The 20,170-nt window shown below is 61.1% G+C and carries 25 protein-coding genes; 7 read left to right on the top strand and 18 right to left on the bottom strand.

Translation table 11 applies throughout. The annotated features are described in order from the left end of the window. Positions 1 to 87 precede the first annotated feature (87 nt). The 3 genes from FHT97_RS02860 to FHT97_RS02870 form a co-directional block, all read right to left on the bottom strand. Positions 88 to 867, bottom strand: a complete 780-nt coding sequence (locus FHT97_RS02860) for a VOC family protein (protein ID WP_183859782.1) — start codon at positions 865 to 867, stop codon at positions 88 to 90. 77 nt (positions 868 to 944) lie between these two features. Then, positions 945 to 1,412 carry a DUF1579 domain-containing protein gene (locus FHT97_RS02865; RefSeq protein WP_183859784.1) on the bottom strand — a complete coding sequence of 156 codons (468 nt, stop codon included), beginning with the start codon at positions 1,410 to 1,412 and terminating at the stop codon, positions 945 to 947. 32 nt (positions 1,413 to 1,444) lie between these two features. Then, positions 1,445 to 2,173 carry a thioredoxin family protein gene (locus tag FHT97_RS02870; RefSeq protein ID WP_183753837.1) on the bottom strand — a complete coding sequence of 243 codons (729 nt, stop codon included), beginning with the start codon at positions 2,171 to 2,173 and terminating at the stop codon, positions 1,445 to 1,447. 88 nt (positions 2,174 to 2,261) lie between these two features. On the opposite strand from FHT97_RS02870, the gene FHT97_RS02875 reads away from it, so the two are divergent. Further along, positions 2,262 to 2,708: a MarR family winged helix-turn-helix transcriptional regulator gene (locus tag FHT97_RS02875; RefSeq protein WP_183859786.1), complete on the top strand. Its 447-nt coding sequence runs from the start codon at positions 2,262 to 2,264 to the stop codon at positions 2,706 to 2,708. Positions 2,709 to 2,722: 14 nt separating this feature from the next. On the opposite strand, the gene FHT97_RS02880 is transcribed toward FHT97_RS02875, so the two are convergent. The 3 genes from FHT97_RS02880 to FHT97_RS02890 all read right to left on the bottom strand — a co-directional run bounded on the left by FHT97_RS02880 (position 2,723) and on the right by FHT97_RS02890 (position 4,332). Further along, positions 2,723 to 3,478: an RES family NAD+ phosphorylase gene (locus tag FHT97_RS02880; protein ID WP_183859788.1), complete on the bottom strand. Its 756-nt coding sequence runs from the start codon at positions 3,476 to 3,478 to the stop codon at positions 2,723 to 2,725. Next, positions 3,438 to 3,821, bottom strand: a complete 384-nt coding sequence (locus FHT97_RS02885) for an antitoxin Xre-like helix-turn-helix domain-containing protein (protein ID WP_183859790.1) — start codon at positions 3,819 to 3,821, stop codon at positions 3,438 to 3,440. The genes FHT97_RS02880 and FHT97_RS02885 overlap by 41 nt, the downstream gene beginning before the upstream one ends. A gap of 88 nt (positions 3,822 to 3,909) precedes the next feature. Continuing rightward, entirely contained in the window at positions 3,910 to 4,332 is a 423-nt protein-coding gene (locus FHT97_RS02890; RefSeq protein WP_183859792.1) for an organic hydroperoxide resistance protein, read from the bottom strand. A 123-nt stretch (positions 4,333 to 4,455) separates the two neighbouring features. Between FHT97_RS02890 and FHT97_RS02895 the strand changes: the two genes are divergently transcribed. Further along, entirely contained in the window at positions 4,456 to 4,923 is a 468-nt protein-coding gene (locus tag FHT97_RS02895) for a MarR family transcriptional regulator (RefSeq protein ID WP_183860731.1), read from the top strand. A 33-nt stretch (positions 4,924 to 4,956) separates the two neighbouring features. Here FHT97_RS02895 and FHT97_RS02900 read toward each other — a convergent pair whose 3' ends face one another. Continuing rightward, positions 4,957 to 5,781 carry a winged helix-turn-helix domain-containing protein gene (locus tag FHT97_RS02900; RefSeq protein ID WP_183752050.1) on the bottom strand — a complete coding sequence of 275 codons (825 nt, stop codon included), beginning with the start codon at positions 5,779 to 5,781 and terminating at the stop codon, positions 4,957 to 4,959. A gap of 187 nt (positions 5,782 to 5,968) precedes the next feature. Between FHT97_RS02900 and FHT97_RS02905 the strand changes: the two genes are divergently transcribed. Further along, entirely contained in the window at positions 5,969 to 6,235 is a 267-nt protein-coding gene (locus FHT97_RS02905; RefSeq protein ID WP_183752052.1) for a DUF1127 domain-containing protein, read from the top strand. Positions 6,236 to 6,349: 114 nt separating this feature from the next. On the opposite strand, the gene FHT97_RS02910 is transcribed toward FHT97_RS02905, so the two are convergent. The 5 genes from FHT97_RS02910 to FHT97_RS02930 form a co-directional block, all read right to left on the bottom strand. Further along, on the bottom strand, positions 6,350 to 7,069 hold the full coding sequence (locus FHT97_RS02910) for a L,D-transpeptidase (RefSeq protein ID WP_114711925.1): 720 nt from the start codon (positions 7,067 to 7,069) through the stop codon (positions 6,350 to 6,352). Between the two features lie 167 nt (positions 7,070 to 7,236). Then, positions 7,237 to 8,073, bottom strand: coding sequence for a L,D-transpeptidase (locus FHT97_RS02915; protein ID WP_183859794.1), 837 nt, complete (start codon positions 8,071 to 8,073; stop codon positions 7,237 to 7,239). Between the two features lie 114 nt (positions 8,074 to 8,187). Next, positions 8,188 to 9,111, bottom strand: coding sequence for an alpha/beta fold hydrolase (locus FHT97_RS02920; RefSeq protein ID WP_183859796.1), 924 nt, complete (start codon positions 9,109 to 9,111; stop codon positions 8,188 to 8,190). Between the two features lie 110 nt (positions 9,112 to 9,221). Further along, on the bottom strand, positions 9,222 to 10,850 hold the full coding sequence (locus FHT97_RS02925) for a cisplatin damage response ATP-dependent DNA ligase (protein WP_183859798.1): 1,629 nt from the start codon (positions 10,848 to 10,850) through the stop codon (positions 9,222 to 9,224). After that, on the bottom strand, positions 10,850 to 11,860 hold the full coding sequence (locus FHT97_RS02930; protein ID WP_183859800.1) for a ligase-associated DNA damage response exonuclease: 1,011 nt from the start codon (positions 11,858 to 11,860) through the stop codon (positions 10,850 to 10,852). Before FHT97_RS02930 ends, FHT97_RS02925 begins: the two co-directional genes overlap by 1 nt. 110 nt (positions 11,861 to 11,970) lie before the next feature. Here FHT97_RS02930 and FHT97_RS02935 point away from each other — a divergent pair, with 110 nt between their 5' ends. Continuing rightward, a complete protein-coding gene (locus tag FHT97_RS02935; RefSeq protein ID WP_183860733.1) occupies positions 11,971 to 13,344 on the top strand; it encodes a TIGR03808 family TAT-translocated repetitive protein in 1,374 nt (457 codons plus the stop codon). 98 nt (positions 13,345 to 13,442) lie between these two features. Continuing rightward, the gene (locus tag FHT97_RS02940) at positions 13,443 to 14,102 is read left to right on the top strand and encodes a glutathione S-transferase family protein (RefSeq protein ID WP_183752061.1); all 660 of its coding nucleotides are present in this window, start codon (positions 13,443 to 13,445) and stop codon (positions 14,100 to 14,102) included. Here FHT97_RS02940 and FHT97_RS02945 read toward each other — a convergent pair whose 3' ends face one another. After that, complete coding sequence (locus FHT97_RS02945) at positions 14,103 to 14,999, bottom strand: LysR substrate-binding domain-containing protein (RefSeq protein WP_183859802.1); 897 nt, start codon at positions 14,997 to 14,999, stop codon at positions 14,103 to 14,105. Between the two features lie 357 nt (positions 15,000 to 15,356). Between FHT97_RS02945 and FHT97_RS02950 the strand changes: the two genes are divergently transcribed. After that, complete coding sequence (locus tag FHT97_RS02950; protein WP_183859804.1) at positions 15,357 to 15,710, top strand: MmcQ/YjbR family DNA-binding protein; 354 nt, start codon at positions 15,357 to 15,359, stop codon at positions 15,708 to 15,710. Positions 15,711 to 15,761: 51 nt separating this feature from the next. Here the strand turns inward: FHT97_RS02950 and FHT97_RS02955 are convergent, their stop codons facing one another. After that, complete coding sequence (locus FHT97_RS02955) at positions 15,762 to 16,379, bottom strand: glutathione S-transferase (protein WP_183859805.1); 618 nt, start codon at positions 16,377 to 16,379, stop codon at positions 15,762 to 15,764. Positions 16,380 to 16,470: 91 nt separating this feature from the next. After that, a complete protein-coding gene (locus FHT97_RS02960) occupies positions 16,471 to 16,827 on the bottom strand; it encodes a DUF4406 domain-containing protein (RefSeq protein ID WP_114712486.1) in 357 nt (118 codons plus the stop codon). Positions 16,828 to 16,948: 121 nt separating this feature from the next. On the opposite strand from FHT97_RS02960, the gene FHT97_RS02965 reads away from it, so the two are divergent. Beyond that, complete coding sequence (locus tag FHT97_RS02965; protein WP_183859808.1) at positions 16,949 to 17,704, top strand: DeoR/GlpR family DNA-binding transcription regulator; 756 nt, start codon at positions 16,949 to 16,951, stop codon at positions 17,702 to 17,704. Here FHT97_RS02965 and FHT97_RS02970 read toward each other — a convergent pair. From FHT97_RS02970 to FHT97_RS02980, 3 genes are all read right to left on the bottom strand, one after another. Beyond that, positions 17,679 to 18,428 (bottom strand): hypothetical protein, encoded by a 750-nt coding sequence (locus tag FHT97_RS02970; protein WP_183859809.1) that lies wholly within the window; start codon positions 18,426 to 18,428, stop codon positions 17,679 to 17,681. The genes FHT97_RS02965 and FHT97_RS02970 overlap by 26 nt on opposite strands. Before the next feature lie 139 nt (positions 18,429 to 18,567). Further along, positions 18,568 to 19,575, bottom strand: coding sequence for an asparaginase (locus FHT97_RS02975; RefSeq protein ID WP_183859811.1), 1,008 nt, complete (start codon positions 19,573 to 19,575; stop codon positions 18,568 to 18,570). Positions 19,576 to 19,671: 96 nt separating this feature from the next. Beyond that, the gene (locus tag FHT97_RS02980) at positions 19,672 to 20,169 is read right to left on the bottom strand and encodes a MarR family transcriptional regulator (RefSeq protein WP_246712567.1); all 498 of its coding nucleotides are present in this window, start codon (positions 20,167 to 20,169) and stop codon (positions 19,672 to 19,674) included. Position 20,170 lies beyond the last annotated feature (1 nt).

The raw sequence follows: 20,170 nt of genomic DNA on the forward strand, positions 1-20,170 counted from the left end.
GCAGCGTACTTGGAGACACCAAATGCGGCTCAGGGCGAGCCGATGTCGGTCGGCTCGCCCTGAGATCAAAAGCGGCATTGAACGCGCCTATCGGGCGGGCGCAACGAGGCAGAAGAATGCGCCCTGCGGATCAATCGCCTGGATGATCCAGCTGTCGCCGGGTACTTCCATCGGGCCGTTCACCACCGTTCCCCCACCTGCCTTGACGCGCTCTATGGCCGCATCGATGGCCGGCACGTTAAAGTAATACGCCCATGCCGGCATGGGGACATTCGGCGGCTTGGTCATCATTCCGCCGATCGGCGTGCCGCGTTCAGCGAAGATGGTGTAGGCGCCCATTTCGCCCATATCCATGTCGTGGTCTTTCGTCCAGCCGAACAGCTTCGAATAGAAGGCGAAGGCTTCCGCACCGTTGCCGGCATAGAGTTCGTGCCAGCCGATATGGCCGGGTGTGCCCATCGGTGCCGGTGGAGGCTGATTGTCCATCGGCAGCGGCGTCATGATGCAGATCACCGCGCCATGCGGATCGGCGACGACCGCAAACCGTCCGACCGTCGGAATATCCTCCGGTTCACGACGGATCGAGCCACCATTGGCGGCAAAGTCCTTGGCGGACTTGTCGACGTCGTCGACCGCGACATAGCCTGTCCAATTCGGCGGAATACCCTTGCCTTCCAACTCTGCCGGAAAATCCATGAGGCCGGCAACGCCAGCGCCGTTGGCTTCGAAGACTGTATAAGGCGGCAGGTTCTCGATCTTCATGTCGTTTGTCGTCCAGCCGACGACCTTGCCGTAGAAGTCGGCGGCCGCCTTGGGATCCGGCGTCATCAATTCGCACCAGATGAATTTTCCATGGGTGTCGGACATCGGGTTCTCCATTTGCGATGCTTCCGTTCGGTTGCGAACGGCCTCGTATCAAACCATGCCGTTCGATCCACCCGCAACTAAGGCTTGCGGGTATAGTGCGCTTCCATGAATTGCTTCCAGGAGCCGTCTGGCTGCCTAGCGGCGGAGTTGAACGTGCGGTGGTCGCGATCATGGAAGATGATCTGCTCGCGGTAATCGGCGAGCTTGTTTGCGTCCGTGAAATCGGGACCCGTCGTGTAGAGGTTCAGGATCTTGCCGTCGTCGGAGACCTCACCCTCGTAAACCCACATGTGGTCCATCATAGTGCCGATCCAGGTGCCAACGTATTTTCCCTTCTCGGCGCTATAGCCCAGGGTGAGCACCGTCGTTGCCGCGCCACCGCCGGGCATCTGGCCGGCGCCCTCGGCGACGAACCAAATGCCGTGAAGCGAGCGCACGATCTCGGTCCACGGCTCCTGCCCCGTCATCTCGGGCGCCGTCACCTCCCAGACACCGACGAGGTCTTCCAGGAGCTCGTGCTCCTTCAGAACTTTCGCTTGCTGCATCGTCCTTCTCCCTTGGAGGATGGTTGCAGATCTCAGTGACAGCTGGATGGCGCGGTCTTCGCCGGTTCGTATTCGTCGTGACGCTTGACGAAATCCATCGTGCTGTCTTCGTTGCGGCCTTTCGGCGCGCGATCGAGGATCATCAAGGTGCCGACTGCTTCTTCGAGACCACGGGCATAGGTGGAATACGTATGGAAGATCTCACCGCTTTCGCTTTTGTAGAACGCGCTGAGACCGGGCAGCTCGTCATGGGCGTTGGCCGGATCGATTGCCTCGAAATTGTAGAAAACCTTGTCCTTCGCCAGATCTTCCGGGCTGAAGGAGACGTGGTAGTCAAAGTTGAAGCTGTTTTCGAAAGATGAAACCCAGGGGAATTTCCACCCCATGCGCTTCTTGTAAGCCTCTATCTTGGCAAGCGGCGCCCGCGAAACCGCGACCCAAGTGACATCGTGGTTGTTCAGATGCGGCAGTGTTCCATCGACATGATCGGATAGGAACGAGCATCCAGGGCAGCCGGCCTGCCAATCCGGGCCAAGCATGAAATGATAGATTAAAAGCTGGCTGCGGCCATCGAAGAGTTCGGCAAGGCTTTTCTTACCCTGCAGCGTATCGAAGACGTAATTTTTATCAACCTTGACCCAGGGCAAGGCCATGCGTTCGGCATTGACCTTATCCCTCAGATGCGTCGCTTCCTTCTCCTTGAGAAGCAGCGAGCGGCGGGCTTCCAGCCATTCTTCACGGGAAACGACTTGGTTCTGCATCACGTGCGCCCTCCTCCGGCGCGATCGGAAGTTGCGTTCTATGCTCCTTTTCCTTGACTAAATACATTGATATCAATAGACATTAGGCATGTCAAACGCGGTAGAGATTCCTTTTTCAACGACGCTTCTGGTGCGCGACACGTGCCTCTGCCTGCATGTGCAACGGGCAGCGCGCGCACTGGCGCGGCTATTCGACGATGCCCTTCGCCCTGTCGGGCTCACCAACGGCCAGTTCTCGCTGATGATGTCGCTGAACCGCCCGGAGCCACCGCCGATGGGAGCGGTCGCGACCCTGCTCGCAATGGATCAGACGACATTGACGGCGGCACTCAAGCCATTGCAGCGCCGTGGTTGGGTAAATGTAACCCAGAATGCGAAAGACAAGCGCCGACGCCTGTTAAGCCTGACGCCGGAGGGAAAGGCGGTGCTTGCGGCCGCAGTGCCGATCTGGGAAAGCACTCATGCGAGCCTTGAAGATGCGCTCCCGGATGGCGACATGGGGCGGCTGCGACGCGACTTGCAGGCGCTGGCTTGAAGAAATAGTTGGCGTCAGTCGCGCGCCATTCGCGGATCGCCGGCGAAATCCTCCACCGAGAATCCAACTCTGACTTTCGGGAAATCACAAAGCGCCTGGACGCCAATACCCGAAAGCCGGATCCTCCATGTCTGGCGCTCGACCGGCTCGCGAGCGACAAATGCCGCTGCCGTCAGAAGCGCGATGTTGCGGCCGCGCTGCGGGTCGCGCACGGATTCATAGAGAATTGCCTGGCAACCGGCCTCGCGCGCAGCGTCGGCGAGAGCCTGGCACGGGCCATAATTATGAGGATCCGTCCATATCGAACGATCGGCGTCGAGCGGCGGCCGCATGAGGTCGATGGCGGATGGCGTGGCTATCGCGGCGGCAAAGGCAGTGTATTCGGCGGCATTGGCGGGAAACTGCGTCGCCGGCGATTCAGAATAGAACAGCAGCCGATAGAAGGCCATTTCCGCAAGCGCGGTTTCCACCCGCTCGGACGCATAGAAGACACCAGCCGTGCGCCCTGCCCGGCGGAAACGCGATCCATGCGGGTAGACGGCACCATAACGGAAGGGCGTTGCAAGTAGGTAGTCGAGGCCGATGCATTCCGGCGGCAGCGCCGGTTTGCTTTCCTCGAGCAAGGTTTCGAGCAACGCCTGCTCGTCGAGCGTGTCGACGAGCTTCAGCGTCGAAATCTGGTGCTGCGCCTCGACCAGGCGCCAGAACCTGCCCGAGATCGGCTGCGCCTCAGACGAGAGCGCGGCGGGCGTCCAGGTAAGCAATGACATCGGTCAATCCGGAAATGCTGACGATCTTTTCGAGTGGCGTCGCGCCGAGCGCCGCGTTGGCGTTGCGCAGCCATTGCCGGGCAACGACTTCATCGCCGCCAACAATCGCGTCGAGCGAGCGAAACAAACGAACGAGCAGGATAGCGAGTTCAAAAGACTTTGAGCCGCGCTCGAGCAGATAGTCCTGCCGTTTCATGCGCGAGATGGTCGCCTCGGACACACCAAGCACCGCCGAAAGGGTTCGGGCGTTGAGGCCGAGATGGTTGGCTGCGTTGACGGCCGCTTTGGTGATGACGGCAGCCTCCGGAGACCTAATACCGGGGATGGTCTGTGCTATAGCCATGCCATATTCCTTTCACTGGAAAGAATATAGCATTTTATTTTCACATGAAAAGAGCGCCGCAAGGCACGGCGCTCTTTTTCGTCCTTGATCAGGCAACGGTAACCGGAACTTCGGTCGACGTGCGCATCGCGTGGCTATAGGGGCACACGATATGGGCCGCAGCAGCCAGCTTCTCAGCGGTCGGCTTGTCGAGGCCAGGTATGCTGACCGTCAGGGCGACTTCGATGCCGAAGCCGGTGCCATCCTCGCGCGGGCCGATGCCGACCTTGGCGCTGACCGTGGTGTCTTCCGGAATCTTGACGTTTTCCTTGCCGGCGACAAATTTCAAAGCGCCGAGGAAGCAGGCCGAATAGCCCGCAGCAAACAGCTGCTCAGGGTTGGTGCCGGTCGCGCCGTCGCCGCCGAGTTCCTTCGGAACGGTCAGCGTCACATCGAGGACGCCGTTGTCGGAAACGGCGCGGCCTGCGCGGCCACCGGTGGCGGAAGCCTTGGTCGTGTAGAGGATGGGCATGTCAGTCTCCTTTGCGTTGGGGTTGGATTTTGTATATCGCGCAATTAAATTGTACGCAAGTGAATTTTGCAAATTGCATTTAGAATTCGAAAAGAGGAGAATTGCCCCTTGGAAAGGAAGACGATGAAAGCGCATCTGGCAAAGACGATGGAAATTCCGGAAGAGGAAAAGCGGCTGGAGAACCAGCTTTGTTTTGCGGTGTACTCGACAGCCCACGCCTTCACCCGCGCCTACAAGCCGATTCTCGACAAGGTCGGCCTCACCTACCCGCAATATCTCGTCATGCTGGCGCTGTGGGAAAAATCCGAGCAGGCGGTCAAGGCGATCGGCGAACAGCTCGATCTCGATTCGGGCACATTGTCGCCGTTGCTCAAACGGCTCGAACAAAATGGCCTGATCAAACGCACCCGAGATTCCCGCGACGAACGCCAGGTCATCGTTTCACTGACCGACAAAGGTCTGGCGATGCGGAGCGAGATCGACACGATCATGACCGCGATCGGCCAGGCGGCGGGCTGCACACTCGAAGAAATGAAGACGATCCGGGGCCTGTTGCGAGGCCTGCGCTCAAACCTTACGGCCGCGGTATAGCGGTTGCGGCCCGGCAATGGGATCGCCAGCACCTTACCGATCCCATAGCGCAGCTTGGTCGGCGTGGTTGCGCGGCAGGTCGAATTCTCTTTGGTTTTCGATGACGGCAGCGGCGCGGTTTTGCGGCAGAAGCTCGCTCTTCAGCCGCTCGACAACCGCCGCTGTTATTTCGTCCTGAACCGCGAAGATCTGCCCGAAATGACGATCGAAGCGGTCCGCCCAGACAATCCCACCGGTTTGCGCATCGACAAGCTCGGTCGTCAGACGCAATTCATGGCCGCTCACGCGAACACTTCCGCTGAGGACGTAGTGCACACCCAGCGCCCTGACCACATCCGGCAGGCGCCCGGCCTTGTCGCGATAGGCGAAGCTCAAACTCTTCGACGTGACAAAGAGAGCGGGAATCTTCGCCAAGGCAGTGATGATGTCTTCGACAATGCCGTCGGCGATCCATGTGTGCCGCCCCCCAGGCACCGCGACGGTGAACGGAAGCACCGCGATCGAGAGCCGCCCCGACGGACCAAACGCTGCTGGCGCCAGCAGAGCCTCGCTGCGCCGCACCAGCTTCTCGTCCAACGCATAGCCGCGGCATGGAACAGTGCGGATGAGCTTTGCTGCGCCCTCACCCAAGGTCCGGCGGATGTCCGTCACGCACTGGCTGAGCGAGCCGTCCGTGACGGCCACATTGGGCCAGACGGCTGAAACCAATTCATCCTTAGTGACGACGCGTCCCGAATTTTCAAGCAGATAAGTCAGCAACGCCAATGATTTGGGGCGCAAACGGACATCCTGCCCGCCCTTGCGCAGCCGGCCCTGTTGCATATCGAGTTGGTGTCCCGCGAATTCGAACATCGACATTGGATGCTCCGAATGTTGGCGCGCAATCTAGCAAACGCTTCCCACCACGACAACGAACCGTATCCAAACGCGACATCGAAACGAAAGAATTTCAGAGAAATTTCAAAAGCGCTTCAGCGGGACTTCACGACAACCACACGGGTAAATGGGAGGCTTTGCCGGTGCAACTGCAACTTGGGGGGCCACCATGACGTTCCTGCACCTACATGGCGTGCGCAGTTTTTCGCCGACAGCCGCGTTTTCGGGAACATGGCACGCGCTCGCGCATCTGATCCCGCATGGGGAACACCATTCGCCAACAGATCACGCTGCGTGCCGGGCGCTGGATCAGCTTGACGACGAGCAGTTGGCCGATATCGGCATCGTCAGACACGACGAGTTTGCCGGTTGGCATGAGTCCGCGAGAGGCTCCGATCCTGACCCGATCGTGTCCCACAGCTATTCATGGCGTTAAATTTCGGCCGGCCAAATATGGGGCGGAGAGACAGCGCTGTCTCCCCCGGGGCGACGCTATTCCCGTGGAAAGATGCTGTCTCCCAGTGAAGGGAGACAGCGAAACGCAAATCGATCACTGCAGAACGACGACCGGCGCCTTGTTCGGCACACGGTCATAGAGGTCGATGATGTCCTGGTTCAGCAGGCGCACGCAGCCTGACGACACTGCCTTGCCGATCGAACGCCAATCCGGATTGCCGTGCAGCCGGTAGAGCGTATCTTCGCCATTCGAGAAAATGTAGAGCGCACGTGCGCCGAGTGGGTTCTTCAGACCCGGCTCCATGCCGCCGTTTTCGATCGAATACTTGGCGAGTTCGGGCTGGCGCGCGACCATCTCGTTCGGCGGCTTCCAGCGCGGCCACCTTTGACGCCATTGGATAACGCCGGAGCCCTGCCAAGCGAAGCCTTCGCGGCCGATACCAACGCCGTAGCGCATCGCCGTGCCGCCGGGCTGGACGAGATAGAGGAAACGCGAGGGCGTATCGACGACGATCGTGCCGGGCGCCTGGCCGGTCGGATCGACGACCTGCTGACGATAGAAGCGCGGATCGATCTGCTGATACGGCACTGCGGGAATGAGGAAGCCACCATCCTCGATCGGGCCGTACATGACCGCCAATTCGGCGTCACCCGGCGTCTGCGGCGCCTGGACTGGACTGCGCATGACGACCGGCTGAGCCGTGGAATAAGGCGGCGGTCCAGCCGTGGATGCACACCCGGTCAGCGCCGAAGCTGCGGTCATTGCCGAAAAGGAAAGGAAGCTGCGGCGGGAAAGGGGTTTTTCGAAGCTCATACGCGGGTCTGGTTTCCTGTTGCGCTGGAAGGACGAACGCCCTTCGCGGAAGGTGGCTCAACGCCGGTGACAAGACAAGAAATCTATCGCCATACGTTAAATAAACCACCACCTCACGAAGTCGTGTCCGCCTACCGCGCGACGATATCACCAGTGCTGTTGCGCGACTACATCACGACGATTTCGGTCTTTGCCGGAACGCGGTCATAAAGGTCGACCACATCCTGATTCAGCATGCGGACGCAGCCCGACGATGTGGACTTTCCGACCGACTGCCAGTCCGGCGTTCCGTGGATGCGGTAGAGCGTATCCTGCCCGTCCTTGAAGATATAAAGCGCACGCGCGCCGAGCGGGTTTCCGAGGCCGGGATTCATGCCGCCGTTTTCCGCGGAGAAGGCCCGAACATCCGGCTGGCGCGCGACCATTTCGTCGGGCGGCGTCCAGCGCGGCCACTTCTGCTTCCACTGAATGACGCCGCGGCCAGACCATGCATAGCCTTCACGGCCGATGCCGACACCGTAGCGCATTGCCTTGCCGCCCGGTTCAATGAAGTAGAGGTGCTTGGTCTTCGTATCGACGACGATCGTACCGGGCTTTTCGTTGCTCGGATAATCGACCTCCTGCCGCAGATATTGCGGGTCGATGCGGCTGACCGGTATGGCCGGCAAAGTGAAATCCGTGTCGCGGACCTGGCCGTACATGGCGCTGTTCACCGGATTGGTGACCGGCAGGCCGTAGGTCCGGCTAAAGTTCGCGCCCGGAATACCATAGGTCTGGTTATAGATCGTCGGCGGCACACCCGGCCGCTGCGGGACCGGCGTATCGATCGGCTTGACCCGCATGGGATCGACACCGGGCGGGTTATAGAAGACGGGCGATGTTTCCTGCACGAAGCGGGCGGGATCGGTGGCACCGGTATCCGGGATGAGGATATTGCAGCCGCTCAGGCAAAGAGCAGCGGCCGCAAGCCCGGCAAATGGCGACACCCGGCTGAGAACAGTCATAAAACACCCTCATCGACAACAGCGAGACGTATAGCTGCGGCAAGGATGGCACTTGCGGCTGGCGCGAGGCTGGTCACCGAGCCAGCCTAATATTTACCGGACGCCGGACCGCGATCAGGCCGCGACGCCGTGGAAGAACTTTATGCTCTGCTCGATCTCCGCCGGCAGCGCCGAGGTGTGGTTGCCGGTCACCGTATCCGTTTCGATGCGGACTCCGCCTGAGCGTGCGCGGCTTGCAAGCAGCCCGGCGCGGTCGTTGAAATGCGCCTCTTCGGTGCCGTGGACGACGCGGACGGGGCATTTGAAGCTCTTGGCATAGCAGAGCGCGCTACGGACCTCGAATTCGTGGGCATTGCTGTCGTCGAAACGAATGTCCTGCGGGTAGCGATTGAAGAAACGGAATGCGTCCGGATTGCCTGATATCGGCGCTGCAGCGCGGAACTTGTGGGTGCTCATTGCCGCCAGCATCGTCAGCGTACCACCGATGCTGTGGCCGGCGACGAACAGGCGGTCGCCATCGACGCCCGGAAGATGCTGCAGCCGGTCGGCGGCCGAAAGTACATCGTCGACCTCGTCGTAAAAGCCCGAGAAGTTGCCCATCTGGCCGTTCTCGCCGCGCAAAGACGGCATCATGACCACGAAGCCAGCGTCGACATAGGCCTTGAGCAGAACCCAGTGGCCAAGCCCCATGGCGTTTCCGCCGTGCAAAAACAGAACGCCCGGCTTCGGCTTGCTGCCACGCTTGTACTTGGAAACCCAGGCGACCAGCTCCAATTCGCCGCCGTAACCCGAGCGATAAAAAATCTTGTCCCCTTCCGGCGGAGCGTCGAGCGGTTCATACTTGTCGGGAGCCGGTCCCTTCTGCAGGAGCCTGGTATGGAAGCGCTTGCGGGCCTTGGCATAATCGTGATCGATCAGCCGCGGCACCTCCGGAACCTCGAATGCGCTTGCCATGCGCGGGAGCAGGAGGGCCCCGGCCAGGCCTGCAAGAACCGTGCGGCGCTGGCGGAGAAAAGAATTACCTTCGTCTGACGTCATTTCACACTTCCATGGTACCCGGCGATTCGAGAATTGCACCGGAAGCGTGCGGCCGCCAACACACGTTGTGTTGAAAACGGTGGCCCTGCGGCGTTTTGCGCCAGAAAAACCTACCGTTCTCCCTTCGCATCGATCATGGCGACCAGCGTCTGGAGGCGATCCGCCTCATAGGACGGTTTGTCGGGGCGCAGCCGGGAAATCCGCGGAAAGCGCATCGCCACCCCCGACTTGTGGCGGGTGGAGCGATTGATGCCTTCGAAGGCGACTTCCACGACGAAGCCGAAATCCCTGTCCGCCCTGACGGCGCGCACCGGACCGAAGCGCTCGGTCGTGTTGTTGCGCACGAACTTGTCCAGCAGTTCCAGCTCGGCATCGGTGAAGCCGAAATAGGCCTTGCCGACTGGCACCAGCTGTTCTCCCTCCGGCGTCTCGGTCCAGACGCCGAAGGTGAAATCCGAATAATAGCTCGAGCGCTTGCCGTGGCCGCGCTGCGCATACATCAGCACGGCATCGACATTGTAGGGATTGCGCTTCCATTTGAACCACGGTCCCTTCAACCGCCCGGCCTGATAGACGCTGTCGCGCCGCTTGATCATCACCCCTTCGATGACAGGATCCGGCGGTGACGACCGCAAGCCATCCAATTCGTCCCACGAAGAGAACTCGACCAGCGGGGAGAGATCGAAGCGGTCGTGTGGGGCTCGGTCGATGACCTCCGCAAGACGCGCACGGCGATCGACATAGGATTGGCCGCGCACGTCCTCCTCCCGATCGAACAAGAGATCGTAGGCACGGATGAAGGCCGGATATTCGTCGAGCATCTTCGTCGTCACCGTCTTGCGGTTTAGCCGCTGCTGCAGATCGGAGAAGGTGCGCGTCGGACTGTTCGAACGGGTGGTCCCACCAACTAGCAGCTCGCCGTCCATCACACCGTCAAAGCTGATCGATTCGACGATATCCGGGAACGCGCCCGATATATCGTCGCCGGAACGCGAATAGATCTTGCGCGTATCGCCGGAGCGCGACAGCTGCACGCGAATGCCGTCCCACTTCCACTCGGCGGCATAGTCGGCGGGATCGAGCTGATCGAGATCCCCCTCCTCGACCGGATTGGCGAGCATCACGGAATGGAAGATTGCCGGCGTTGCCAGCACCGGCTTGTCGCCATGCCCTTCCAGCCAGCGAAACAACGGCTCGTAGGGCGGCTGCAGGCCATGCCACAGCGTCTCGATTTCGGTCACGTCTTGGCCGCCCATGTCGGCAAGCGCCTGTTTCGCCAATCGCGAGGACACACCGATGCGAAGCGCCCCGGTCGCGAGCTTGATGAAGGCGAAGCGCCCTGACGTGTCCAGCTGATCGAGCAGGTCGCGCACGAAACTGCGGACTTCGGTGCGCCCGAGCGCGTTCATTTGCCTGACGACATCTCCAAGTCGCGGCTGGGCAAGTGCCGACCGCTCGATGTCCTTCTCGGCGTCCCAGACGAGCGAGATCGTTTCCGCGAGGTCGCCGACATAATCGTAGGAATAGCGGAAGAGCACCTCGTCCATCCGCTCCAGCACCAGCTCGCGCAGCATGGCCGGCTTCACGTTGCGCACTTCAAGGGTGCCGGCGATGGCGGCAAGGCCGTAGCCGCGATCCGGATCCGGGGTGTTTCGGAAGTAGTCGGAGAGCAGTTTCAGCTTGCCGTTACGGCTGGGGGTGAGCACGAGGCGGTCAAGCAGATCGGCGAACGCTTTCATCAATCAGCCTCGTCTTCGTAGCCGACGAGGTGGAGCGGTCGGGCCTTGATGCCCTGCAACTGGCACCAGCGAACCAGCGCCTCTTCGCGGCCATGCGTCACCCACACTTCCTCGGGCCGCAGGTCGCTGATCGTCTCGGTCAGCTCCGGCCAGTCGCAATGATCGGAGATGACCAGTGGCAGTTCGACGCCCTGCTGCTTGGCGCGCTGCCGCACCATCATCCAGCCCGACGCAAATGCCGGCAAAGGCTCATTGAAGCGTCGCGCCCAACGGTCGGCAAAGGCGGAGGACGGGCCGACGACAATGGCTCCCTTGAAGGCAGACTTGTCGCGGCTCTCAATGGTCGCCGGGCGCAGCTCACCAAGCTCGATGCCCTGCTCCATGTAGTAGTCGCAGAGCCTTTCCATCGCGCCGTGGATATAGATCGGCTGGTCGTAGCCGGTATCGCGCAGCAGGCGGATGACGCGCTGCGCCTTGCCGAGTGCATAGGCGCCGATCAGATGCGTCCGCTCCGGAAATTGCCGCAGCGAGGCGTACAGTTTGCCCATTTCATCGACGGGATCGGGATGATGGAAAACCGGCAGTCCGAAGGTCGCCTCGGTGATGAAGACATCGCAGGGGACCGGCACGTAGGCAGCGCAGGTGGGGTCCGCCCGCCGCTTGTAGTCGCCCGAGACGACAATGCGGGTGCCGTTCTTCTCGATGGCGATCTGGGCCGAGCCGAGCACATGCCCGGCCGGATGAAAGCTGACCTTCACGCCGTTGATCAGGATCTCCTCGCCGAAGGCCGCAGCCTGCTCGCTTGCGCAAAAGCCGTCGCCATAGCGGATCTGCATGATGTCGAGCGTCTGGCGTGTCGCCAGTACGTTTACGTGGCCGGGCCGCGCGTGATCGGAATGGCCGTGGGTGATCAGGGCTCGCTCGACCGGCCGCACGGGATCCACATAGAATCCTCCCTCGGGACAATAGAGCCCTTCGGGGGCGGGATAGAGCAAGGCATCAGATCTCATGCCTGCAAAGATAGCGGGAAAGAACGGAAGGGCCAGTGGGCGACAGGAAGATGCGGATCCGTACCAAAATGAAACAGGCGCGCTGGCACGTTTCCTGCAGCACGGCGGAAATGAAGCAAAGTCCGTTAACCTCCCGTCGTGACCTGTTCCGCCTTGCCGGAGCATCCGCCTTTGCGCTGGTGGCATCGCGCAGCTTCGCGACGACGCGCGACGGCGACCTGCGCGGCGCGATCGACGCAGTCCGTTACAAGACGATACCTGATGCCGCTGACCGCAAGAGCGCCAGCCTGCAGAAGATGATCGATCAGGCCGCGGCGGAGAATGTGCCGGTTTTCCTGCCACCCGGCACCTACGCAGCTTCGAATCTGGTGCTGCGCGACAATACGCGCATCACCGGTGTTCCCGGCGCATCGCGCATCGTCTACACCGGCGGTGGCAAGCTCTTCAGCGCCGACAACGTCAAGCACGTCGAACTCTCGAACATCATTTTCGACGGGCAGAATCGCTCGCTCGGCGACGATGCCGGAGGGCTGCTGCAATTCACCGGCGTCGCCGAGGTAGCGATCGACAATTGCGAGATCACCGGCAGCCGCAAACATGCCGTTCGGCTGGAGCGATGTGGCGGCCGGATCGAGCGCAGCCGCGTACAGGGCGCCGGTCAATCCGGCATCTACGCCGTCGAATCCGACGGGCTTTCGATCACCGGGAACGAGGTTTTCGACTGCGGCAATGGCGGCATTCTGGTGCATCGCTGGACGAAGGCGGCTGACAACAGCGTCGTCAACGGCAACCGCATCTACCGGATCAGGGCCAATGACGGCGGCACCGGCCAGAACGGCAACGGCATCAATATCTTCCGCGCCGACAACGTGATGGTTGCAAACAACCACGTGTCCGACTGCGCCTTTACAGCCATCCGCGCCAACTCGGCCTCCGACATCCAGATCACCGGCAACCAGTGCCAGCGTTCCGGTGAGACGGCGATCTATGTCGAATTCGAGTTTGTCGGCGCTGTGGTGTCCAACAACATGGTGGACGGCGCGGCAAACGGCATCTCGATTGCCAATTTCGACCATGGCGGCAGGCTGGCGAGCGTGACCGGCAACGTCGTGCGCAACCTGACGCTCAAAGGCCCCTATCAGCACGAGGTCGGGTTCGGCATCGGCATTGCGGCCGAGGCAGACACACTGGTCTCCGGTAACATCATAGAAGGTGCTCCACGCTGGGGGATGCAGCTCGGCTGGGGACCGTATCTTCGCAACCTCGTCGTGACCGGAAACATTACCCGCAATGCGCCGGTCGGTTGTGCTGTCTCGGTAGCGGAGGGCGCCGGAACCGCCGTTATCACCGACAACGTGTTTCAGCAAACACCCGGCGGCGCCGTCCTCGGTTTCGAATGGGACAGGAAGGTGTCGGGAGAACTGGCGACCACCGGGTCCTCGCGCTTTGCGCAACTGACCGTCGAGCGCAACCGCATCTCCTGAGAAGCATCAAAAGCTTTCATCGATTCATAAGGCTTGGCCGCTTCCGCTGGGACGCTTCGGCTCCTACCCTGCAGCAACAGAACATGGGGAACATCGACATGCTGACGATCTATGGGGTTTATCGCTCGCGCGCCTCGCGCGTTTACTGGATGGCCGGGGAGCTAGGGCTGGAATTCGAGTCCGTGCGTGTCATTCAGGCGCGGCGCCTTGCCAACCCGCTTGCCGCCGATGCACCTATCAATACGCTGTCGCCGGATTTCCTGGCGGTCAATCCAATGGCGCTGATCCCGAGCATCAGGGATGGCGACCTTGTGATGCATGAGTCGCTTGCCATTACCCTTTACCTTGCGCGCAAGCACGGCGGACCACTGGCCGCTCAAACCGTCGCGGAAGACGGTTTGATGACGATGTGGACCATCTGGGCGGCAACCGAGGTTGAGCCGCATACGGTGAAGATCGTCTATGTCTACGACGACGAGAAGCAGAACAGCGACGAGGGCAAGGCGACGATCAGTGTTGCTGTGCGTTCGCTGAAGAAGGCGTTCGCGACGCTGGAGAAGCATCTGGCAACCAACGAATACGTCGTCGGCAACCGCTTCACGGCAGCAGATCTCAATATTGCGGAAGTGCTTCGCTACGCCCAGACGGAACAGGCGCTGTTCGAGGCCCATCCCCATATCAGCGCCTGGATCAAGCGCTGCCAGTCGCGGCCGGCCTATATCGCGATGCAGGCGACGCGATCGCAGGAACCTATCTGATCAGGGAAAGAGCTTGAGGGTCTCGGCCATTTCCTCACGGATCCAGGCCTTGAAATCCTTCACCTTCTTGGGTTCTCGCGAGCCTGTGGCGGTTACGAAATAGTGACCGAAACCGGTTTTCGCGCGAATGCCGAAGGGCGCGACCAACTGCCCCTGCTGCAGGGCAAAGCCCGCAAGCGTCTGCCAGGCGAGCATGACGCCCTGCCCTGCGATAGCCGCATCGAGGCAGAGCGACGCGTCGTTGAAGACGTGCCGCGTCTCAAGCGTTGCGCCCGACAACCCGGCCTCATGCATCCATACTTTCCAGCTGAACATGGCGCGGCCATCGATCACCGCCGGCACCGACAGGATGTCGGCGAGCTCGTGCAGACGCGCCGCCATCGCAGGTGAACAGACCGGGAAGACCTCCTGCTGCAGCGGCAGTTCTGCCTTCACGTCCGGCCACTGACCGTTGCCGACCCGGATGCCGACATCGACATCGCAGAGCGCCGGATTGACGAGCCGCGTCGTCGCATCCATTCGCAGGCTGATTTCAGGGTGCCTTTCGGCAAAACGATCCAGCCGATAGACGAGCCAGCGCGCGGCGAAGACCGGCGCCACCGAGATCGTCAGTATGCTTTCGTCGCGTTGCCGTGTCGCCGCGACGGCCTGTGACAGCGCGTTGAACCCCTCGGTCAGGCCGGCCAGCAGGCGCGCGCCGGCCTCCGTCGCGACCATGCCCTTGGGCGTGCGCTCGAAGATCAGGTGATCGAGCTGCGCCTCTGCCTTGATGACCTGCTGGCTGACCGCGCCGATCGAAACGCCCAGTTCCTCTGCAGCTGCCTGCAACGAGCCAAGCCGCCCCACAGCCTCGAGCGCGCGTAATCCATTCAAGTGAACCGAGTTCAGGTTTCTCATATAGTTTTTCTATACTCAGACATTGGTAATCTCAATTGAAACCTGCCTGACCGACCGCGATAATCCCTCCGTGTTGATGAGATGCTCCGTTCAGCTCCGTACAAGGAAGCGAGGCACGCCATGCAATTCCTGAAGTTTTTCTTGAGCGTCGAAACGCTCGATCCTCCCTACAGCGCGGATACCAGACAAGATCCGTTGAACCACCCGGATCTCACGCGCATGTCGTTGAGGGCGCTCGCCGATCTGCCGCTCGGTCCGGAACCCCGTAAGCCGCAACCCCAAAGGCCGCAGCTTGCAAGGTGCGCTTAAGAATGAGAGATCTGTTAGTCTGTGGGAGCTTCAGTCCGAGCAAGCCCAATGACCGACAGTGTCGACACGATTTTTGCGCGCCTCAAGCGTCTCTCTGATGAGGCCAACCTTCCTGGCGTCGAGGAGAGCACGTCCTATGGCAACCCGGCACTGAAGGTTGGCGGCAAATCCTTTGCTGCGGTCAAGAACAACGAGACCATTGTGCTCTGCATCTCGATCGACGACAAGGAACGGCTGATCGAGATGGCGCCCGAGATCTATTATCAAACACCTCACTATATCGGCTGGCCCTATATGCCCTTGCACGCAGCCATGATCAGCGATGCCGAACTGAAGGAACGGCTGATCGGCGCATGGCGGTTCCGTGCGCCAAAGAAGCTTGCCGCGAGCTTTCAGGGCTGAGCGCACCGTCTGCTGATTGCCTCCGGCGCTGCTCCGCGATCCGGACGCCTGTTAGGCCTGCTCGCGCTCCAGTGCCCGCTGAACGGCCGGCCGCTCCATCATCTGAGCATAATGCGCCGTCGCTTTCCGGAAGCGGGCCGGATCGACGCCATCGGATCGCAGCCAGCCGGTCATGACGAAGAGGTAGGGATCCGCGACCGAGTAATATTCACCCATCACCCACGGCCCTTCCAGCATCCGCGCGTCGATGAGGTCAAAGCATTCGGTCATGGTCTGCGGGACCTTTGCCTTCATCGCCTCATGAGCAGTCGGATCATCCGCCCATCGACTACCGCGTCGGGCGTGTGCGTGGTTCACATGCACCGTCGAGCAAATGTAGTTGTTAAAGGCCTGCATGCGCGCGAACTCAAACGGATCAAGCGGCGCCAACTGGGCTGCCGGTGCGACCTGCGCGATAAATGCGAGGATTGCCGGCGTTTCGGTGAGAATGCCATGATCGGTCACAAGTGCCGGAACGCGCCCCTTCGGATTGATCTCAAGGTACTCAGGCGAGCGCTGCTCCGCTTCTGCAAAATTCAGCTTTTTCGTCTTGAACGGCAGGCCGGACTCTTCCAGCGCAATCAGGCTTGCGAGCGCGCAGGTGTGCGGGGCAAAGTACAGTGTCAGCATGATCGACTCCCTTCGATCCTGACCTTATAGCGCGGCCGCCTGCAAACGCACAGATCGAGGCCGGCAAGCCGGCCCCTTAAACCAACCCGCCTTAAGCGCAACCCGGCACATCCTCGAGCCGGTACCAGACAGGAATGCCGCGTTCGCGCGCAATGCGGACATCGTTGTCGGCGCCCTTCGATTCTCCTTCGAGCCGAAGCACGCCGTCGCAAAGCTGCAGCAGACGGCCAGCGACGGGGTGAAAGATCTCTTCGTAGAGATCATCGCCGACAGCTTTGCCGCCGGCGGCGTTCCATACTGGGAGCGCCACCCATTCTCCGATCATCGGTACGTGACCGGCCTTGAACAGCCTATGCGATGGCTGCTCCAGGCGCTGCAAATTGGCGGCCATTTTCACAGGGTCGTCGCCGGTTCCGGACCTGTAGGGCCCAGCAATCAAAATCAACATGATCAAGCTCCATTTTCCTCGGCCTCATGCACGAGACGGCAGACAACTGCACGATACTTCTTGAATGTCGAATCATTTCGTGCAATTTCATGCTAATTCGTGCAACTGTAGGATCGAGGCCATGTTCACCAGTCAGCGCAAATCATTGATCCTCGACGTTCTTCGGCGGGACGGCCAGGTTGTCGCCAAGCGCGTCGCCGAAGACTTTTCGCTGTCGGAGGACACGATCCGCCGCGACCTCCGGGAGATGGCGGCGGAAGGTTTGCTAAAACGGGTGCACGGCGGGGCAATGCCTGTTGCACCGCAACTTCCCGACTTCTCGACGCGCAAGGGCGTTTCATCTGAGATCAAGGAGAGGCTCGGGAAAAAGTCGGCCTCGCTCGTGCGATCCGGCCAGTTGATCTTTCTCGATGGTGGCACGACGACGGCGGAAATCGCCCGGCAGCTGCCGCGCGAATTTGCCTTTACGGTAGCAACGCACAGCCCGACCATCGCCGCCGAACTGGAACATCACCCGACGGCGAGTGTGATCCTCATCGGCGGCAAGCTCTACAAGCACTCGATGGTATCCGTCGGGTCCGCTGCCATGACCGCGATTTCGCAGCTTCGGCCGGACATCTTCTTTCTCGGGGTGACGGCAGCCCATCCGGTGCAGGGGCTATCGACCGGTGATTTTGAAGAAGCGGCCATCAAGCGTCACATCGCCTCCTGTGCCGCAGCGACGTACGTGCCACTGACGGACGAGAAATTGGACCGCGTCTCGCCTTGCCTCATCCTGCCGATCGCCGGCGTCTCGGGGCTGATCGTTACAGTCGACAGCGCCGCGGCTGCCATCGAGCCCTATCGCAACCTCACTGCCGAGATCCTCGAAGCGTGAACGGTTGGGCAAAACGCGCCTTCAGTTCCGCCAGGTTCTGCGGCAACAGGCTAGCGGCAAGACCGACGACGAAGACTGCAAAGACGACATAGGCGAAGGTATCGCGCCCGCGTCCGAGTGTCAGGAGATCGTTCAGTCCGGGCTGCAGCGCCGCAATCGATGCCGAGAGCCGCATGTCGCCCAAGAGTCGGTCGGGGATGGTGGCAAAGGCTGGCGCCTCCGACAGCGCAAGCAAGGCGCCGTAGACCGCCGAGAAGCGAATGATCATTCGCAGCGCCCGCCATGCTCCGAGCGGCCGCGCGCCGCTGTCTTCGAACGCCCAGCCGATATAGGCGCAGAAGACGACGAGGAACAGGAACGCCACGGGCAGCCCGTCCAACACGGTCTCCGGTTTCAACTGGCCAGTCCAGCCACTGGCGAGCAGCAGCGGGAACGGCGCCGATGCCACGAACCAGATTGCGACGACGACGCCCCAGGCCCAGTTCATCGACAGATAGTGGACGCGGGCAAGCGTAACGACGAGGATGATGGCACCCGCGAGATAGACGCCCGACGGCTTCATCGATCCGGTCATTGTGACGATGATCGGGCCACAGGAGCCAGCGACATGGGCGCAGCCCGAGGAAACGACCGTCAGCCAGGTGACGTAGTCGAAACACATTGTGAAAAAGAGGAAGATCGCGATGGCGATCAACATCCACCAAAGATAGCGGCCCGCAAACATATCCTGCCCTCATGGCGTTCGATGTACTGGGCAAAGGGTAACTCACCCCTCAAAAACCGCATCCGTTCTCGTGGGCTGTAGTTTCACATACATTAGCGAATTCTATTCTTGCGGCGCGACTGTTCCGTTCCGGAACGGCTTAAGCGGTCAGCGCAGCCGCCGCGCGAATGTCGCCAACGTGAATACCGTTCCAATTGTGCATCTGGACCGTCGCCATCGCGGCCAAATTCGCGCGAATCGAATCGTCCTTGCCGAAGAAGCGGCTGAGCGCTGCCGCGACCATCGCTTCTGAGGCACGCGAATGGCCATCGTCGCACTTGATGGCGATCGCGATCCCCTGCTCGGGGATCGCTGCGCAGAAGACACCTTCAGCCCCCGTCTTGGCGAAGATGCGGCCCGGTGCGGCCTCCATCAGCGCAGTGCAGGCACGGCCGGTGCCGGCCACATAGAAGGGCTCGGCCATGCAGGCATCAAACAGCCGCCGGGAGGCCTTGGCGCGAAGCGGCTCGAGGCCATTGCCGGTTGCCATCTTGGCAAAGCCATGCGCCAGGCCGCGCAAGGGAACCGCATAAGTCGGGATGGAGCAACCATCCGTGCCGCAGTTGTCATGGCCGAGCGCTGCACCCGTCAGGCTTTCCATGACACCTCGAATTTCGGCCTGCAGCGGATGGTCGTAGCCGACATATCCCTTCGGATCGATGTCCTGATGGCAGCAGGCGCAGATGAAGCCGGCATGCTTGCCGGAGCAGTTGTTATGCAATGCCGTCGGTCTCTCCATGGCACGCGCCTGGTGGATCAGCACCTTTTGGCTCGAGGACCAATGCGCGCCGCATTCCAGCGTTTCGACATCGCGACCGGCTTTTGCCAGCATGGAGGCGGCAAGCGCGACATGCTCGTCCTCGCCATTGTGCGAGGAGCAGGCGAGCGCCAATTCCTTGTCGCCGAAGCCATAGGCATCCGCCGCACCACTTTCCATCAGCGGCAGCGCCTGCATCGCCTTGCAGGCCGAACGCGGGAAGGTTGGCGCGTCGACGTCGCCGATCGAGAACACGATCTTTCCATCGCCATCCACAGCGACGATGGCGCCGCGATGCCGGCTTTCGACGAGCGAGCCTCGGGTGACTTCGACTGTGACGGGATTGGTCATGGCATAGTCCTGATCATTAGCGCGAATGCGTCACGCATAACGAGTCGCGTCGATAATGCAATTGCCTTTCGGCGCTCCTGCGGCTCGCTACTGCGGTTAGAGTGGCGTGATGCGATAGGCACAGCGGCGGGCGCCAAGCAGGATGTGCTCCTCGCGTTCGACCTTGGCGCCGAGCACGGCTCTAAACGTATCCAGTTCAGAGCGACAGAAGCCGGCGCAAACGCCTGCGGCGGCGCAGATCGGGCAATGGTTTTCGACCAGCAGCAGCGAGCCGTCCGCTTCCTGCCAGCTATCGGCCATATATCCTTCGCTGGTACGTATGGCAGCGAGCTGCCGCACGCGGGATTGAATGTCGGGTGCATCCACCTGCTCGCGATATCGCTTGAGGGTGTCGGCCTCCCGAGCGGAAATGACGGCATCCAGGGCCGGCGTCCCCAGCTGCGCAACCAGCGTGGTCAGGATCGTGGCGGTGAGTTCTGCATGACCATCGGGAAAGGTCTGGTTGCCGGCGGGCGTGAGGCTCCATAGTTGCCGCGGCCTGCCCCTGCCGACCGTGGCTTCGCTGACCGCTTCGACCAACCCCTCCTCCGCCATC

This window comes from Rhizobium sp. BK399 (assembly GCF_014194695.1).
In the GTDB taxonomy this organism is placed as follows: domain Bacteria; phylum Pseudomonadota; class Alphaproteobacteria; order Rhizobiales; family Rhizobiaceae; genus Rhizobium.

What these genes read in the sequence shown, in the direction of transcription:
- FHT97_RS02910 (WP_114711925.1), bottom strand. Translation starts at nt 7,069, where the DNA reads ATGAGCTTCGAAAAACCCCTTTCCCGCCGCAGCTTCCTTTCCTTTTCG.
- FHT97_RS02960 (WP_114712486.1), bottom strand. Translation starts at nt 16,827, where the DNA reads ATGTTGATTTTGATTGCTGGGCCCTACAGGTCCGGAACCGGCGACGAC.
- FHT97_RS02930 (WP_183859800.1), bottom strand. Translation starts at nt 11,860, where the DNA reads ATGAGATCTGATGCCTTGCTCTATCCCGCCCCCGAAGGGCTCTATTGT.
- FHT97_RS02970 (WP_183859809.1), bottom strand. Translation starts at nt 18,428, where the DNA reads ATGTTTGCGGGCCGCTATCTTTGGTGGATGTTGATCGCCATCGCGATC.
- FHT97_RS02935 (WP_183860733.1), top strand. Translation starts at nt 11,971, where the DNA reads ATGAAGCAAAGTCCGTTAACCTCCCGTCGTGACCTGTTCCGCCTTGCC.
- FHT97_RS02895 (WP_183860731.1), top strand. Translation starts at nt 4,456, where the DNA reads ATGAAAGCGCATCTGGCAAAGACGATGGAAATTCCGGAAGAGGAAAAG.
- FHT97_RS02950 (WP_183859804.1), top strand. Translation starts at nt 15,357, where the DNA reads ATGACCGACAGTGTCGACACGATTTTTGCGCGCCTCAAGCGTCTCTCT.
- FHT97_RS02915 (WP_183859794.1), bottom strand. Translation starts at nt 8,073, where the DNA reads ATGACTGTTCTCAGCCGGGTGTCGCCATTTGCCGGGCTTGCGGCCGCT.
- FHT97_RS02875 (WP_183859786.1), top strand. Translation starts at nt 2,262, where the DNA reads ATGTCAAACGCGGTAGAGATTCCTTTTTCAACGACGCTTCTGGTGCGC.
- FHT97_RS02940 (WP_183752061.1), top strand. Translation starts at nt 13,443, where the DNA reads ATGCTGACGATCTATGGGGTTTATCGCTCGCGCGCCTCGCGCGTTTAC.
- FHT97_RS02965 (WP_183859808.1), top strand. Translation starts at nt 16,949, where the DNA reads ATGTTCACCAGTCAGCGCAAATCATTGATCCTCGACGTTCTTCGGCGG.
- FHT97_RS02920 (WP_183859796.1), bottom strand. Translation starts at nt 9,111, where the DNA reads ATGACGTCAGACGAAGGTAATTCTTTTCTCCGCCAGCGCCGCACGGTT.
- FHT97_RS02925 (WP_183859798.1), bottom strand. Translation starts at nt 10,850, where the DNA reads ATGAAAGCGTTCGCCGATCTGCTTGACCGCCTCGTGCTCACCCCCAGC.
- FHT97_RS02980 (WP_246712567.1), bottom strand. Translation starts at nt 20,169, where the DNA reads ATGGCGGAGGAGGGGTTGGTCGAAGCGGTCAGCGAAGCCACGGTCGGC.
- FHT97_RS02905 (WP_183752052.1), top strand. Translation starts at nt 5,969, where the DNA reads ATGACGTTCCTGCACCTACATGGCGTGCGCAGTTTTTCGCCGACAGCC.
- FHT97_RS02885 (WP_183859790.1), bottom strand. Translation starts at nt 3,821, where the DNA reads ATGGCTATAGCACAGACCATCCCCGGTATTAGGTCTCCGGAGGCTGCC.
- FHT97_RS02975 (WP_183859811.1), bottom strand. Translation starts at nt 19,575, where the DNA reads ATGACCAATCCCGTCACAGTCGAAGTCACCCGAGGCTCGCTCGTCGAA.
- FHT97_RS02945 (WP_183859802.1), bottom strand. Translation starts at nt 14,999, where the DNA reads ATGAGAAACCTGAACTCGGTTCACTTGAATGGATTACGCGCGCTCGAG.
- FHT97_RS02900 (WP_183752050.1), bottom strand. Translation starts at nt 5,781, where the DNA reads ATGTCGATGTTCGAATTCGCGGGACACCAACTCGATATGCAACAGGGC.
- FHT97_RS02955 (WP_183859805.1), bottom strand. Translation starts at nt 16,379, where the DNA reads ATGCTGACACTGTACTTTGCCCCGCACACCTGCGCGCTCGCAAGCCTG.
- FHT97_RS02880 (WP_183859788.1), bottom strand. Translation starts at nt 3,478, where the DNA reads ATGTCATTGCTTACCTGGACGCCCGCCGCGCTCTCGTCTGAGGCGCAG.
- FHT97_RS02860 (WP_183859782.1), bottom strand. Translation starts at nt 867, where the DNA reads ATGTCCGACACCCATGGAAAATTCATCTGGTGCGAATTGATGACGCCG.
- FHT97_RS02890 (WP_183859792.1), bottom strand. Translation starts at nt 4,332, where the DNA reads ATGCCCATCCTCTACACGACCAAGGCTTCCGCCACCGGTGGCCGCGCA.
- FHT97_RS02865 (WP_183859784.1), bottom strand. Translation starts at nt 1,412, where the DNA reads ATGCAGCAAGCGAAAGTTCTGAAGGAGCACGAGCTCCTGGAAGACCTC.
- FHT97_RS02870 (WP_183753837.1), bottom strand. Translation starts at nt 2,173, where the DNA reads ATGCAGAACCAAGTCGTTTCCCGTGAAGAATGGCTGGAAGCCCGCCGC.